Genomic DNA, 15898 nt, shown 5'->3' with positions numbered 1-15898 from the left:
TATTATGAAAAATGGCTGAATCTACTGGGAATTGGCAAGGTAAACATATTATAAAGCTCAGGGACTACAAAGTTCCTACAACTATAGAAGAGCCAGATGCTTTAAAACTAAGAGAAGAAGTTGAACCTTGGCTTACGGCGCTTTGTCAAAGTGAACACTTGTCATTATTTACCGGGGCTGGAATATCCTCAGCAGTACATTCCCTTGCAACAGGATCAACCGGGGCTGGAATGAGTACTATTGAATTATCTGTATTTCAAGATGAAATTAAAATCAAATCTAAAGAGGCAGCCGAAAAAGCAGGAAGGGGAGAGCAACCTAATATAGAAGACCAAATACGTACTGTTAATGAATTAGTAAAGGGGCTTGAAATTTATCTGTGTGATGTAGAGGAAGAAGATGAACTTTACGATTTAGTAGAGGAAGTTGAGACTTTAAAAAAAGAGCTTAAAAGTGGCATTGTTGGTTTTGCCAATAATGTACTAGCAGCTGAGGGAAACATTGTAAGTTCAACCAATGAAGCAGCAGCGGAATATTTAATGAATTTTATGTTGAGTTTTGCTAGTAGAATTGCTACAAGAGAAAGATTGAACTTGTTTACTATCAATTATGACAGGATTCTTGAGTTTGGTGCAGAATTGGCTGGTCTACACTTGATTGATAGATTTGTTGGGAGCATATCTCCAATATTTAGGTCTTCTCGCCTGAATATTGACATACATTATAATCCACCAGGAATACGCGGAGAGCCAAGGTATTTGGAAGGAGTGGTAAATTTCACAAAACTCCACGGGTCTTTAGATTGGGTTGAAAACGATGGAATCGTTCAAAGATTTGCGTTGCCATATGGAGCAAAAGAAATAAGCACTTACAATATCCAAGAAGGTAGCTTAATGATTTACCCGAACTCTTCAAAGGATAGAGAGACAGCGGAATATCCATATGTTGAATTATTTCGAGATTTTGCCAGCGCAGTAATAAGACCCAACTCGACTGTTGTTTCTTACGGATATAGTTTTGGAGATGATCATATTAACCGTGTATTGAATGATATGTTAACTATACCGTCAACCCACTTGGTTATCATTGCATTTGATGATGTTGGAGATAGAATAAAACGTTTCTATGCCAAGGCTAAACGACCTGTTCAGATTTCATTATTAATAGGAAGCCATTTCGGCGACTTAAAAACATTGGTTGACCATTATCTCCCAAAACCAGCCATTGACCGAACAACCTATAAAATGGCTGATCTGTTAAAGGCTAGAGGGGTAACCGTCAAATCTAATGAGGACAAAAGTTCAGAACAGGAAAAACAAGAAAATCATGGGTAGGTCACCAATAGAAAATCACGCAGACCTTAGAATTGGAGTTGTTGAATTCATAGCCCCAGATGATATTAAGGTCCAACTTGATTTAGAAGCCCCTGACGGAATTGCTGCTAATGCAGGTGTGCCAAGAGAGTTTCCACGTATCAACAGTTACGTTCTTATTCCAAATGAAGGAGGTCATATAGTATGTCAAGTGGAATGGATTAATATTGAGCGATCTTCTTTTCCTAAACGTAAAGGCTATCAAGACTATGGCTTAATAGACCTGCCTTTTCCTATGCGCAAGATGAAGGTTGCACCTTTAGGAATACTCAAAATAAATGCCCAAGAAGAGTTTAAATTTCAAAGAGGGGTTCATTCTTTTCCAAGCATTGGGTCACCAGTTCTAATTCCAACAGACTTACAACTTAAGTCTATTGTTGAATCAGGGTCAAACAGACGTGTTTATATTGGTAATAGTCCTTTAACTGCAAATGCTGAAGTTAGAATTGACCCTGATCGCCTATTTGGCAGGCACTTGGCTGTGCTTGGAAATACTGGTAGCGGAAAGTCCTGTACAGTAGCTGGGATAATTCAATGGTCTCTTGAAGCAACTGAGCAAGGAGACAATGCAAATTCACGATTCATTATTCTTGATCCTAATGGAGAATATGCAAAGGTTTTTGGAAATAAGGCAAAGATTCTAAAAGTTGGTGGAAAAGACGAAAATTGTCTAGAAGTTCCTCTTTGGCTTTGGAACAGTGAAGAATGGAGGGCATTTACCCAAGCTAAACCTGGCGCTCAATTACCTCTTTTGAAACGAGCATTAAGAGCAATGAGGAATGAGGAATTGGAATTTCATGTCGACCCCAATTTAAAGGCTAAAAAATTTGTTGGGATAATATTGCAAGCAACTGTTGCTAGTGAGAATAGAGGGGAACCTTTTCAAGGATTTCCTCATAATAAGAATTTTACCGAAAGACTCATTATTTGGCTGAACTCCTTAGAGTCCTTCGTCTTGGAGAATGATCAGTTATTGAATCCTTTAATTGAAAGGATAAGGGGTTTGATTGATGAACACCGAGATGAGCAACAGAATGGTTGGATTAATTATTCGGAATATACAATCGTAGAAATAGACGATTTAATTGTGGAAATGCGGCATAGTTATACAAACCTAGGAGGAGGAGAAAACGAGCTTTATCCCAAAAATGAAGACTTGCCGATTCCATTTGAAGGGGATGTATTTTTGAGCTACTTAGAAGCGTTAGCTCAAGAAACCGGTAATGAACAATATCTAGAATTCTTAATAGCGAGAATCCGAACACTTTTAGGGGATTCACGAATGGATTCAATTATTGGTGACGAAACAGAGAAAGAACTTGATAAATGGTTAGATCGCTACCTCGGAAATGCAGTAACGAAGTCTATAACCATTATTGATCTTTCCTTAGTACCCGCTGAAATCGTCCACGTAACAACATCTGTTATTTCAAGAATTGTTTTTGAGGCTCTACAGAGATATAGAAAACTGAATAAAAAAGTTTTACCGTCCGTTTTGGTTATGGAAGAGGCACATTCATTCATAACTCGTTACAATGATAATACAGATGGAAATACTTCTTCAATATGTACAAAAGCTTTTGAAAAGATTGCACGTGAGGGAAGGAAGTTCGGTCTTGGTTTAGTTCTTTCTTCTCAAAGACCTTCAGAATTGTCACCCACTGTGCTTTCCCAGTGTAATAGCTACATTCTTCACAGGATAAGTAATGATCGAGATCAAGAATTAGTTGGGAGGTTACTCCCGGATAATTTTAGAGGACTTTTGCGAGAGTTACCCTCATTGCCATCCCAAAAAGCTGTTTTATTGGGATGGGCTTCTGAATTACCAATATTAATGAAAGTTCGTGACCTACCATTTAAGAATCGACCTCAATCAGATGACCCAGATTTTTGGGATGTTTGGACTCGAAAGGACTTAAAGGGCGAAAAGGTTATTCGGGAAGTTGATTGGAAAAAAATCTCTGATGACTGGCAAGAAAGAAATTAAACAAAATAAAATATGCTTTCTATGTTATATGGATTTAATCAGTTTAATCATTAAAATGAATTAGAATGAACTATCAAGAAGGTATAGAATTCATGAAAGGCAAAGCGTCAAAATTAGAACCAAATGAATCTGATAGCTTCAATGTAGGTAATCTAACAATCAACTACCCAGGAAAAAAAAGTATTGGTGACTATAGGCTAACAATAAATGGGAAGGCTCCAACCCACACAGATGTTGTTTATAAAATTTATAATGGTACTACAACAAAAAATTTTAATAAGGTGGTTCATTCTTTGGAGGACGTCTATAAAAATGGATTGAATGCAACGACGAAATTTTTTTCTAAATCATTTATTGAATTAATTTACTGGATAACGCTACAAGAAGAAATTAATTACCCTCCGCCAAAATTAGGTAGAAAATTACCTTTTCAAAGGTTTTATGAAGGAGCACTTGCCAAAGTTTCTTCAAAATGCGAATTAAATGATGTTTTGGCAAAAACCAATAATCATGGCCTCGGGGTACCAACACTGTATTCTACGGATTCCTTTAGTAGACCTTCTTTCTATGCTTGAAATGTTTTTTGATGAAATCTGAACATTACTATAAAATGTCAAATAAATTTAATATTGTATTGTTCTGAGACAAAACATATAATTAAATTCGTCAAAAGGTTAGCATTGTTTCCCTGATGCATTAATAGATAAGAACCCAAAAATTGATTGCGTAGCTATGTCTACAAATAAGGAAAAACTAAAAGTAGCTGAGCTTTTTGCCGGGGTCGGTGGTTTCCGTCTAGGACTCGAAAAAAGTAATTACGAAGTTGTTTGGAGCAATCAATGGGAACCTTTGACCAAAACACAACATGCCTCAATGGTTTATGAAGCTCGATTTGGAGCAGAAAATCATTCAAACCAGGATATTGCAACCGTACCAATTGAAGAAATCCCGGATCACGACTTACTTTGCGGCGGTTTTCCTTGCCAAGATTATTCCGTTGCCACGACTTTAACTAATTCAAAAGGGCTGAAAGGTAAAAAAGGAGTTCTTTGGTGGACGATTCACAGAATTTTAGAAGAGAAAAAGAAGAAACCAAGATATCTTTTTTTGGAAAACGTTGATAGGCTTCTAAAATCCCCGGCTAAGCAAAGAGGTCGCGATTTTGCAGTTATGCTTCAGAGTCTAAACGATTTAGGTTATGCTGTTGAATGGAGAGTTATTAATGCCGCCGAATACGGCATGCCTCAAAGAAGAAGAAGAGTGTTTTTCATTGGTTACCATAAATCTACTCAGCTGTTTTCGCGATTAAAGTCATCAGACAAACAAGATTGGATTTTTGAAGAAGGAACAATTGCAGATGCTTTTCCTGTCAGAGAAGAACAAAATCCAGTCATCAATCATTTTGAATTGAATAACGATTTAGTAAAAATCACCAAAAACTTCAACAAGAATGGGAAGATATCACCTTTTGAAAATACTGGGGTGATGATTGATGGAAGGGTTTATACGGTTAAGACATACGCAAGTTACAATGGGCCATACAAAGTATTGGGGGATATTTTGCAGAATGGAGAAGTAACCCAAGATTTCTTTCTGAGTGAAGAAGACAAACCCAAATGGGAATATCTTAAAGGTGCTAAAAAAGAGCTAAGAACCACTAAAGATGGTTATCAATACAACTATAGTGAGGGCGGTATGATTTATCCGGACCCATTAGATAATGCGTCAAGAACAATAATAACAGGCGAAGGAGGAAAATCACCTTCCAGATTTAAACACGTTGTCGAATCTGACCGAGGTTTAAGGAGACTGACACCGGTTGAATTGGAAAGATTAAATATGTTTCCTGAAAACCACACAAAACTTGAAGGTATTACTGATTCAAAAAGAGCCTTTTTCATGGGAAATGCTTTGGTTGTAGGTATCGTGGAAAGGATTGGCAAGTCCCTTTACAAGAAAGTTTTTTAAATAGTGGCAGGCTACTTATTTGGTTTAGATAGTGAGGAATCCCTCGTACGCTGTATCGAAAATGGTGCTTACGCGACTAAGCTTCCAATGCCAAGAAATAATAATACTTGGTCTGCTCCGGTTGAGGGAACATTTTCTGATTATGCCTCCATGAAAGAAGGGGATAATGTTTTCTTCTTTATTGATCGGAAGATTTACGGTGTTGGAAAATTAAAGAACATTGATGGCGATTGCAAGTATCTGAACTATCCAAGTTCAAACCTACCGGTAAATTATGAATACGAGGAAGTACAGAATAATCTACTTCTTAATACTGGTCCAAATTCAATTAACTGTAGATTCGTTTGTTTCTTTGAGCCAAGTCCTTATTTTTTTCAACTCGGTATTGATATGGATGAAGTTCTAGGGTCATCTCCGAACAAGTTTAAAATTCTTAGGGCATTTTGGAAGTTGAGTTTTATAAAATTTGGAGATGAAGAAAACCAAGCATTTTTAGACATATTACTGAGAAGAAACGAAAGTGTGATAAGCAATCCAAACAATGAAACAATATTTAATTCATTTATTGAGGAACGTCATTTTTTAGTACAACGGAAATTGCAAGAAAATGAGTATGGTTTCAGTTTAGCTCCGTTTTTGAGTACCATTAATTTAGAAAATGGTAGTCTCAGACACGAAATGGCTGTAGAAGCCGCACTCATTTATCAACTAAGTAATAATACTGGGAATGCTCGGGAAGTTTTTGGAAACTGGGATTATTTGACACATCAAGTCATAGCATCACCATTTAAACCAATTGATTATATGGATAAAATGGATGTTTTTGGTTATCGTTTTGTCGGAGGACAAAGACCGATAATATCCAAATACTTGATTGTTGAAATAAAGAAAGGAAACATCTCACGGCAGGATATTCTTCAACTCATGAAATATGTTGATTGGGTAAAAAATGAATATGCATTTGGGGAATATGACATGATAGAAGCGTTTCTTTTAGGACATTCTTTTAGTCCAGAAGTCTCCTTAAGTCTTGAAGAATTATCAGAGAGGAATTTCATTAAAGGTTTTAGACCGGCCGTTCCTTCGACATGGAATAATGTAAGACTTGTTGAGTATAGGTTCGACCAAGAAAACGATTATTTATCGTTCAATCTAGTTTGAATTATCGCTTTTTATACCAGATTGTCATAAAGGCTAAAAATCAAAGTTCAGAAAAACGATTTTAATGAATCGGCTAAAAAACTACATAATAAAGAATTGGATTTCAGTAATTGCGAACGTATTCATTGGTTGGATTCTTTTTATGCTTTTAGGGATCTTCTACGTTTTAGAAGATACTTCCACTCATATACTAGATGGATTAGACGGTCAAAAATCAATTTTCACTGAATTGTATCAACCTATCTATCATGGAGGAATTATTCTGGTCTTAGGGCTGTCATTCATGTTGGTGGCAAAAGGTCTTAAGAAGAGTATGGTGACAATTATAGCTGGAAGTATAACCTTGATTATCTATTTCTGGAAGATGAAAATAGTGGGTATTTAAAAAGCTAAGTTCAAATAAACGATTATCAATTACATGGATTTTATTGGTTTTAGGAGGTATATAGATGTATTAAAAATCCATACAAACTAATTACGACACATTTTGAAAAATTCAATTTACTATACACTTTTTTCAATTCTATTTATTGTACCAATTACTTTGAGTGGACAAGAATCATTTAAAAACCAAATACTTGGGACCTGGGAACATGAAAAACCAAAAATAGACCCAGAAATTTTGTTAAAATCAAACGAGCAAAACGAAACAGATCATGTTTCCAGAAGCATCTATTTCTTTCAAAAGGATGGAATACTAGATATTAAATACGATTTTGGACAATTCAAGGCGAACTATTTGATTTCGGATTCGACGTTAACAATTGGAAATCAGAAATACAGAATACTCGAATACTCCCAAAACCAATTTTCAATGGAGGAAGTTGGTGACCTGGTCATTTTCAAAAATAAACTGGAATTTATACGAACTGATAAAACGATTGAACCAATTCCTTTCAATGAAAAAATACTAGAATTCTATGACAGCGGAAATCCAAAGACCGACGGAGAAAAGGAAGGCGGTTATGAAAATGGGATATGGACGGAGTGGCATGAAAATGGACATGTGAAATCGGTGATATACTATAACATGGGTGCTCCCCTAATGACAGCCGAGTTTGACGAAAAAGGCATTTTGATTTCAAAAAGCTGGTTTGATTTGAACTCAAACTCTGTGCTGACGGATTAAAAAGCGTATGGTAACAAGGGCTATATTTATAGCTGCAATTAATCAAAGTTCAAATAAACGATTGATGGATGCCAAAACCATGAGAAATGTTAAAGAAGTGAATAAAGGCGATGTTATAGCTTTTAAAGCAAACGACCAGAGATACAAGGCATTGCTTTGCACGAGTACATTCAAGGAAAGAAGCCCCCATTATTTCACTTTTGCTGCACTTTCCACAAACCAAGAAGAATTGCCAAATCTAGAGGAAATCCAAGAAAGTTGTTTTTATGGCATTGGCAATAGGAAAGACAGCACCTTTGGATATTCAGAAAATGAGCTGGTAATTATGTGGTCTGTTCATCCTGAAATCAAACCATATTTCCTTGGGTCATATGGACTGACCATATGGCGAAAAGACTTTATTAAATTCAGAGAAAATCTAGTATTTGTAGGTCAATTGAACATCATTGAAAATCTGGATATGAATGGAAATGGAAGCATTAACGCAAGTGACTGGGATTTTCTCAAAGATTTTTTCGATGAGAAGTATACAAGTAACTTGGCAGAAAAAGGGCAAAAGCTTTTTAAAATAAAGGCGATAATAACTTAAACAATTGAAAAAACCAGCAGCAACCAATATTATGAAGAACTTATTTACCGCTCTATTTGCATTAATTATAGCCCCAATAATGTCTGGACAAGAATTAACAAAAAAAGAATTCAATCAAATATTTATAGAAACGGGAAAAATTCGTGAATTGATTTTAAATGGAAATGTAGAACAAATAGGTGAATTACTTCAAATTAATGATTTAGAAAATTTTGAAGAATTCAAAAGTATGTTCACAAATCAAGAACTTAGTTTTAATAGTGTATCGGAGCACACCTATGCACACCCATACTTTTACTTGACGGATAAGGAAAACATCATCGACTTGACTATTCCAGCAATGAAAATCTTAAGTAAAAGAAGTGGTGAAGATTATGAAAGAGGAAGGTATTATTTTGTGCTCAAAGCATCAATAAAATATAATTGGGACGATAAAACTGTAAATTTTGAAAATCAGAAACTGATAACGGGCGATAAAGAAATAGAAGAATGGTGGCTTGGCAATTGGAAAAATTATGTGCCTGAAATAGTAAAAGTGTCTGACAAATTTGGATTTAAAGGGCCTCCTCCACTTTGTCCACCTGAGAACCTAAGATAAGTAAGCAAAATTTTATTAAAACTGAACATGGACCAACCCCAAAGCATTAAAAGTTCAAGTAAACGATTCTTTCTCACTTTGATACGGTTTTTGTGATAAGAGCAATATACTGCGCAAGTTCTTTTTTTACCTTGGGAAACAGAATCAATAGCCCTATCATATTTGGGAAAACCAAAGCCAGTATCATGGCATCGGAAAACTTTATCACTGCGTCCAAAGTGATTGCCGCACCCAATACCGTGAAAACCAGAAACAGCAATTTATAAGTCAAATCGGTTAGTTTTCCACGGCCAAAAAGATATTTCCAAGCTTGCAGACCATAATAGGACCAGGACAGAATGGTTGAAAACGCAAACATGCAGACGGCAATCATCAGGACATAGGACGAACCATTGATCGAGCTTTCAAAAGCCAGGGAGGTGATGTTGACCCCTCCCAAACGGCTTCCATCCTGAAAAAGGGCCTCTCCGTTCACTACGTTTCCATAGATAAATGTACCATCCATATTAAAAAGAATGATCACCACTGCTGTCATGGAACAGACCAAAACAGTGTCGATGAAGGGCTCCAATAGGCCAACTAATCCTTCCGAGGCCGGATAGGCAGTATTGACCGCGGAGTGTGCTATTGCCGCTGAGCCTGCCCCGGCCTCATTTGAAAACGCCGCGCGCCTAAAACCCTGGATCATGACCCCCACGAACCCTCCAGATATGGTTGCCACAGGTTCAAAGGCTTCGGACAGAATCAACCTGAAGACATCATCGACCAATTCGATTTTGGAAAAAATAATGAAAAGTGAAGCCCCAACATACAAAATGGCCATAAGGGGCACCACTTTTTCCGTCACTTTGGCTATCCGTTTAATGCCCCCGATAATGACAATTCCCGAAAAAAGGGCAAACACCAATCCGATTATGGTTCCTGTTGCCGGACCGGAAAGACCAAATGACCCCATAATTTGAGCTGCTGCTTGATTACTTTGAAAGGCATTGCCGCCGCCAAAGGATGCTCCGACACAGAGGACGGCAAAGACCATGGCCAAGAACTTGCCCAAAAGTCCGAGACCCTTTTCCTTCAGTCCCCGGGACAAATAATACATGGGCCCGCCAAAAACTGTCCCTTTACTGTCTATATCACGGTATTTTACTCCGAGTGTACATTCCACAAACTTTGTTGACATTCCCAGTAAACCTGCCAAGATCATCCAAAAGGTAGCCCCAGGTCCCCCAATGGAAATGGCCACCGCGACCAAAGCAATATTGCCAAGGCCAACAGTACCTGACACCGCGGTTGCCAGGGCTTGGAAGTGATTGACCTCGCCCAAATGCCCCTCGTCCTTTATGGTTCCTTTCAGATTCCCATCCACTTCATAGACCACTGGTTTTAACCTTTTCGCCTCTTGCTCCAATTCATCAAACTTCCCCCTGACTACCTGTATGGCTGTTGGAAAATGGCGGAGGTTGACAAAACCAAAATAGAGGGTAAAAAACAGGGCTCCCAGAATAAGTAGTATCAAAACCACTGGAATACCCATGCCAAACAGGTCCACCTCAGAAAGAATCAATTTTTCCCACCATACCGCAAAGGGCATAAAGGCATCATTGATTTTCTCATCAAGACCTTTTTCAATGGAAGAGGCAAACCCTTGTGCCGTTGAAGTTTCCTGAAAACGAAATCGTGTGACCATGATCCAAAATGTTTCTGAAATTTCAACAGCAGAATTGGATTAACCGGTCCATGTCGGAATGAATATGAAAATGTCGGTAACGTCAAAACTGACAAATGGGGGTCTAGCCATCATTCTCGATGGTTATGTTCTCTTTGGGGAGTAATAGCCTGATTCTTCTTTCCCTATGTTTGGACATTTCGAACAACGTGGCTTTCAAGGGCTTGAAATGCTTCTCTTTTGTCCAGCACTGTTTGCCAAACAGACCATCCAACAAGACAACCATAAGTCTTTTTATCTCATTATGGTCATTGATGTCATATGTTTTGGAAACATCAAAGTTTTTGGGCTTTATTTCAAGCCAACCTTCGGTATCACCAAGCCTTCGTTCGGCAAAGAGCTTAAACAGTCTATAATGGGTTGGCGTGAGCTGTACTACCCTATCCTCTTTTCCAGCAAATCCCAACACCGAAACTTGAAATCTATTTTTTTCCAATCCACTTGTTTTGAGAAAACGGAGTTTCAACTGGTAGGCCGCAGGAATCATTGTTTCCGTAAGTTCCTTTACCCAGCTCAGTGCCAGGGCAAAGAAAAGCATGATCAGGGATGTCTTGAATATGGCAGAAAACAAGAGTAGGTTTATCCTATTGTCCAAGAGCTTGTATATCTGGGCCAACAAGGTTATTGCAATTGTCACTATTGAAAGCCACCCCAATAGCGGCAATCTTCTTTTTTCAAATGACTCCCAAAGGACAAACCCTAAAAAAAACAGGGTCAAAAATGCATAATACACATCCAATTCACTGATAATGGCTGTATTGCTAGTGGAGAACATTTTCTGCAGTGTGGGAAGAAGGGCAAACACAAACGGAATTCCGATGGTATAGGGCCAAAACTTGGACTTTATTATCGGGGCAAGTACTTTAGGCAAATATCTGAACCATGGTAGTGCAAGAAGTATAAAAAGACTGTTCAAGAGGGAAAACACACTCCGAAGCCCTTCTTTGAAATGTAGGCCCGGCGTCATGTTTTCCCATGAAATGATTTCAACTAGACCGGAGGCCGACCAGCACAGAATCGATAGTGCCAACCATACCTGGCCAAAATCATCCTGCTTTTTACCTATATGGTACCAAATGGACAATAACGCAAGAAATGCGAAAAGACACACCGAGAATTGCCACCATCCATAAAATGTGGAGACTTGCATTGGAGAAAAGTTATCCAAATTTTACTGTTTTAAATTATAGCTCGTCAAACTTGCTTGGTTTTCATGTAATAAAGATATTTATTAAAAAGTGGGGGTAGTTAAAAAAACATGATATATGGATATAAAAGCTTTTATATGAAAAGTAACTATAAGGTTGGCGATCTAATTTATGATGCGAGTATTTATGATGGCATGAATACCCACTTGGATGATTTGGAGTTTTATAAGAGATGGATGCCCAAGAACAGGGGTGCCCGTGTACTTGAGCTTTGTTGTGGTACCGGTAGGCTTACACTTCCAATTGCCAGGGAAGGATATGACATTACAGGGGTGGATTTTACGCCTTCAATGCTCGCACAGGCCAAAGAAAAAACTGTCCAGGAAGGATTGGATATCAAGTTTGTCGAGGGGGATATGAGAATCTTGGATTTACCGGACAAATACGACCTGATTTTTATTCCATTTAATTCTATCCATCATTTATATACTAATGAAGATTTGTTTATGGCATTCAACGCGGTTAAAAGACATCTCAAGGAAGGAGGTCTATTTTTGTTGGATTGCTTTAATCCGAATATTGAATATCTCGTTGAAGCCGAAAAAGAACAAAAGGAAATTTCGGAATACACCACTAATGACGGTAGGGAAGTTTTGATAAAGCAACAAATGCGCTATGAAAATGCAACCCAAATCAATCGCATAGAATGGCATTATTTCATAAATGGTGAGTTTGATTCAATACAAAATTTGGATATGCGACTCTTTTTTCCTCAAGAATTGGATTCGTACTTGGAATGGAATGGTTTTGAAATCATCCACAAGTTTGGAGATTTTGCGGAAGTAGCATTTCATGACGATTCGGAAAAACAGATATTTGTTTGTCAGCGAGTGCCAAAGTTCAAATAAACGATTGATATGATAAAGAAAATGCTTTTACTGACGATTTTCAGTATACCAATATTCAGTCATTCTCAGTTATCGGAATCTCTTAAAAAAATGAAATCCGATCCAGAACCAAATTTTGCCAGCTATGAGCAATTATTTTTTGATGCCACAGAATATATCTTTGACAATCCTGTGAATTTTAAATCTGAGGAATTTGTAAGTGCTTGTCGAATCGTGGATTTTTGGAAGAACGAGGATACTGGAATCAACGTTCCCATTTTCGGAGGTTTTTATGATTCCTTGAATCCAAAAAGTAATCAACGTTACTTCTATATGATTGCTATTACGAATTATATTTTGAACGAAAAACTCAACAATGACCGGTATCTGAAAAACATGAAAATTGAGGGCCAGAAGTATAGCGAACAAGATGATGTCAGGGAATCGCAAATAGGTGGTGCCAAAATATTCTTGGACTATGTTTCCAATCAAAAAAATGGGCTATCGCTTAGTTCAAAAGCAAAGAAATTTTTGAAAGCCCACGAGAAAGGAGAACTGGAGGAAATTTTCTTTGATTAGATTTATAAGTTCAAGTAAAGGATGAGCACAAAGCTTAAAAGGAGATATAAAATTCATTTTTCGAGTCTAAGGGATTTAATCAATTCCTGGAATATGATTCCGGACTCACCTCCTGATGAGTTCGACTCTATAAACCATATGTGCCTAAGTTTTCTATATAGAGGGGCTGATGAATTCAAACTTCGAGAAGCTATCCATCATGAGCTATCAGTTAATTATGGATTTTCCATGAATAAGCAAGAATCTGAATTATTAGCTAAGCAGGTAATTGAATGGTGGTCGGACAATAAGTGAAGTACAAATAAACGATTGTCAATTACATCGAGGATATTCCCAAATGTGTTTAAATAAATGTATTTTACATTCATATAAATAAGTTGTAAAACGTTCAGAAAATGAAAACTGAATATTTCACTCTGTTTGTCATAACCTTTTTAAGCTTATCTGCTTATACCCAAGACTCAACAGTAATCAAAAATGATTACAAAAAGGACACCTTAAGAGGTAGACATTTTGGAAACTATATAAAACCTGAAAACGGGATTAAAGCAACCAGTCCTGATTATGGAATTGACAGGGATCCAACCTTTCGAAAATGCAAAAACATCGAATCATCTGAAGGCCGAAGAAAATGCTTCAGTGAGACATTTTATGGACACTTGAGAAAAAAAATTAGGCACGATACCTCAAAGCTTGGAGATGAGGCAATTGAAATGATAGTCCAATTTACGATTACAAAAACAGGTGAAATTAGAAATATTCATTTCATTAAAAGTGATGACAAATCTGGGGATTATGAAAAGGAAATGATAAGGGTGATAAACAAACTCCCTCCTCTTGAGCCCGGGACAAAAAATGGCAGCCCAGTTGATATTCCGTTTACTTTTCCCATAAAGTTCAGTTAATTAAAGCAGAAAGTTCAAATAAACGATTTATACAGAATGGTTGAAAAATAAGATTTAAGCCTTAGTCTATTAAAGACCATAGTTTTTTTAGAATGACAGCTACAAAAAAAAACATTTACTTGCTCCCCTTACTAATCTTTTTTGGACTTCAAGTTCAAGGGCAAAGTCTGGCTAGGGATTATGAAACGGACTATATAAAAGACTTGAATGGGATAATACTTAATTGTAAGATTGTCAAAATCAAAAATGGGAGGGTCACATATCGGCTATTCAAACAATCCCAACCCTTTGTAATTAACTTGATGAACCTATCAGATATTTTCGTGTCGGACGAAAGCATTGTAGAATCATTCAATAAGTCAAGTATTGTAAAGCCTGAAAATGGATATTCCCATGTATACATTTATTGTGCAAAATTACCCACAGCCAAAGTTTTATATAATGGGGAAAAGTTGATTTATGTAAAGAAAGGGGCATATTTCCTTCATAAAGTCAAAGCCGATATGGAACATATTTACAGTTGCAAACGAAACAAGGAGCATGAAAAACTCAGAATAACTCCGGAATCGGGAGAGGTAATCTTCATACATCCTGTTTATAACGATGATGCAACGCAAATGCAAATGGGAGAGACATCCTTAATATCCAATGGTATTAAACTGAAGTTACGAGATGACAAAATTTCAATATACGCGGTTGAGTCGATGGGAAAAGAGTTAAAACTAAAATAAAAGACTGTTGAATTTTTTAGGTTCGAAAAAACGATGAGGAGGATTCTATTTATAATTTTCGCACTATCTACTTGCAAGAGTTTTGCATGTACTTGCCATACCACTGAGTTAAGAAATGAATTAAAGCATACCAGCTCAATTCTGCATGCTAGGGTTATAAACATTGATTATGTGTCCAAAAAAGAAATTTTTACAATCGAAGAGCTTCAGTACCTAGCAAAGAAATTTGAATCCGAACCTAAAATGCTGAACGTTTTTGAACCTAAATCTGTCACCAAAGTTGAAATAGAAATAGTTGACTCGTATAAAGGAAACATGGATAGAACTAGTTTAACAATCTATACTTACATGCATGGCCCATCATGTGGTTACTTTGGTTTTGAAGTAGGAAAAGAATTCATTGTCTTCTTGCATCCAGAAAGACTATCAAAGAAATTTTTTGGAGATTATGACAATAGAGTGAATCAGAATCGATTGTGGACCAACCGCTGTACCAGGACAATGTTGTTTGATACCACAAAGGCAGTGGAAATAAGAGAGGTTCTGAAAAGTCTTAAGTAAAGTTCAAATAAACGATATGACAAAATTGATTTTCATTATTACAACCTTATTGTATTGTACAATAACTTTTGGACAGGACAGTATCACCGAAAAGGATAGCTATTTTCCTCTTGCTAAAGGGATAAGTAAAACTTTGACGTGGTATAAAAATAAGTATAGAGAAGTCATCAAGGATACAATTACTTTTGAAGGCGAAGTCTATACTCAAGTGGCCCAGATTTTTCCACCTGATGAAACCATTAATATGTACTATCGTAATTCGAACGACACTATTTACTATTTCAATGAGGTAAAAAGGACCGACATGCCATTTTTCAGCATTAACCCAGTTGAAGGAGAAACAACCGCAAATGGTACCGTAAGAAAAGTCGGAGCGACTTTAAAAACACCCAAAGGAAAACTTGCCGATTTGTTGGTTATCGAGATGTTGTATGCAAGTGGGCAAAAGGACACAAGATATTATAAGAAAGGGCTTGGATTGGTAGCCGTGAAAAATAATGGCCGACTGGTTTGTTATTATGTTCCTGATTAGTTCTATTAATAGTTTAAATTAACG

The 15898-nt window shown here is 37.0% G+C and carries 16 protein-coding genes; 14 read left to right on the top strand and 2 right to left on the bottom strand.

Annotated elements, in window-relative coordinates; genetic code table 11:
- Positions 1 to 11 precede the first annotated feature (11 nt).
- The 8 genes from K7G75_RS02700 (at position 12) to K7G75_RS02665 (ending at position 8805) form a co-directional block, all read left to right on the top strand.
- Positions 12 to 1334, top strand: coding sequence for an SIR2 family protein (locus tag K7G75_RS02700; RefSeq protein ID WP_222982524.1), 1323 nt, complete (start codon positions 12 to 14; stop codon positions 1332 to 1334).
- Positions 1288 to 3360: an ATP-binding protein gene (locus tag K7G75_RS02695; RefSeq protein WP_262420226.1), complete on the top strand. Its 2073-nt coding sequence runs from the start codon at positions 1288 to 1290 to the stop codon at positions 3358 to 3360. Before K7G75_RS02700 ends, K7G75_RS02695 begins: the two co-directional genes overlap by 47 nt.
- Before the next feature lie 65 nt (positions 3361 to 3425).
- Entirely contained in the window at positions 3426 to 3935 is a 510-nt protein-coding gene (locus tag K7G75_RS02690; RefSeq protein ID WP_222982523.1) for a hypothetical protein, read from the top strand.
- Between the two features lie 157 nt (positions 3936 to 4092).
- Entirely contained in the window at positions 4093 to 5328 is a 1236-nt protein-coding gene (dcm, locus tag K7G75_RS02685; RefSeq protein WP_222982521.1) for a DNA (cytosine-5-)-methyltransferase, read from the top strand.
- Positions 5329 to 5331: 3 nt separating this feature from the next.
- A complete protein-coding gene (locus tag K7G75_RS02680) occupies positions 5332 to 6489 on the top strand; it encodes a PDDEXK family nuclease (RefSeq protein ID WP_222982519.1) in 1158 nt (385 codons plus the stop codon).
- Positions 6490 to 7303: 814 nt separating this feature from the next.
- The gene (locus K7G75_RS02675) at positions 7304 to 7618 is read left to right on the top strand and encodes a toxin-antitoxin system YwqK family antitoxin (RefSeq protein WP_222982517.1); all 315 of its coding nucleotides are present in this window, start codon (positions 7304 to 7306) and stop codon (positions 7616 to 7618) included.
- Positions 7619 to 7682: 64 nt separating this feature from the next.
- The gene (locus tag K7G75_RS02670) at positions 7683 to 8207 is read left to right on the top strand and encodes a hypothetical protein (protein WP_222982515.1); all 525 of its coding nucleotides are present in this window, start codon (positions 7683 to 7685) and stop codon (positions 8205 to 8207) included.
- Positions 8208 to 8211: 4 nt separating this feature from the next.
- Entirely contained in the window at positions 8212 to 8805 is a 594-nt protein-coding gene (locus K7G75_RS02665) for a hypothetical protein (RefSeq protein ID WP_222982507.1), read from the top strand.
- 73 nt (positions 8806 to 8878) lie between these two features.
- Here K7G75_RS02665 and K7G75_RS02660 read toward each other — a convergent pair whose 3' ends face one another.
- Both K7G75_RS02660 and K7G75_RS02655 read right to left on the bottom strand, forming a co-directional pair.
- Positions 8879 to 10492, bottom strand: coding sequence for an alanine/glycine:cation symporter family protein (locus tag K7G75_RS02660; RefSeq protein WP_222982505.1), 1614 nt, complete (start codon positions 10490 to 10492; stop codon positions 8879 to 8881).
- Positions 10493 to 10595: 103 nt separating this feature from the next.
- Positions 10596 to 11681 (bottom strand): hypothetical protein, encoded by a 1086-nt coding sequence (locus tag K7G75_RS02655; RefSeq protein WP_222982504.1) that lies wholly within the window; start codon positions 11679 to 11681, stop codon positions 10596 to 10598.
- A gap of 135 nt (positions 11682 to 11816) precedes the next feature.
- On the opposite strand from K7G75_RS02655, the gene K7G75_RS02650 reads away from it, so the two are divergent.
- From K7G75_RS02650 to K7G75_RS02625, 6 genes are all read left to right on the top strand, one after another.
- Complete coding sequence (locus tag K7G75_RS02650; protein ID WP_222982502.1) at positions 11817 to 12587, top strand: class I SAM-dependent methyltransferase; 771 nt, start codon at positions 11817 to 11819, stop codon at positions 12585 to 12587.
- Positions 12588 to 12677: 90 nt separating this feature from the next.
- Positions 12678 to 13145 (top strand): hypothetical protein, encoded by a 468-nt coding sequence (locus tag K7G75_RS02645; RefSeq protein ID WP_222982500.1) that lies wholly within the window; start codon positions 12678 to 12680, stop codon positions 13143 to 13145.
- A 395-nt stretch (positions 13146 to 13540) separates the two neighbouring features.
- A complete protein-coding gene (locus K7G75_RS02640) occupies positions 13541 to 14050 on the top strand; it encodes an energy transducer TonB (RefSeq protein ID WP_222982499.1) in 510 nt (169 codons plus the stop codon).
- Positions 14051 to 14352: 302 nt separating this feature from the next.
- Complete coding sequence (locus K7G75_RS02635; RefSeq protein WP_222982498.1) at positions 14353 to 14781, top strand: hypothetical protein; 429 nt, start codon at positions 14353 to 14355, stop codon at positions 14779 to 14781.
- Between the two features lie 171 nt (positions 14782 to 14952).
- The gene (locus K7G75_RS02630; protein WP_222982496.1) at positions 14953 to 15342 is read left to right on the top strand and encodes a hypothetical protein; all 390 of its coding nucleotides are present in this window, start codon (positions 14953 to 14955) and stop codon (positions 15340 to 15342) included.
- A 16-nt stretch (positions 15343 to 15358) separates the two neighbouring features.
- Complete coding sequence (locus tag K7G75_RS02625) at positions 15359 to 15874, top strand: hypothetical protein (protein WP_166524862.1); 516 nt, start codon at positions 15359 to 15361, stop codon at positions 15872 to 15874.
- The last annotated feature ends 24 nt before the right edge of the window (positions 15875 to 15898 follow it).

It is taken from the genome of Flagellimonas meishanensis, assembly GCF_019880545.1.
GTDB classification, from domain to species: Bacteria; Bacteroidota; Bacteroidia; order Flavobacteriales; family Flavobacteriaceae; genus Flagellimonas; species Flagellimonas meishanensis.
The sequence above is the reverse complement of the archived record's forward strand: the minus strand, read 5'-3'. Positions and strand labels throughout refer to the sequence as shown.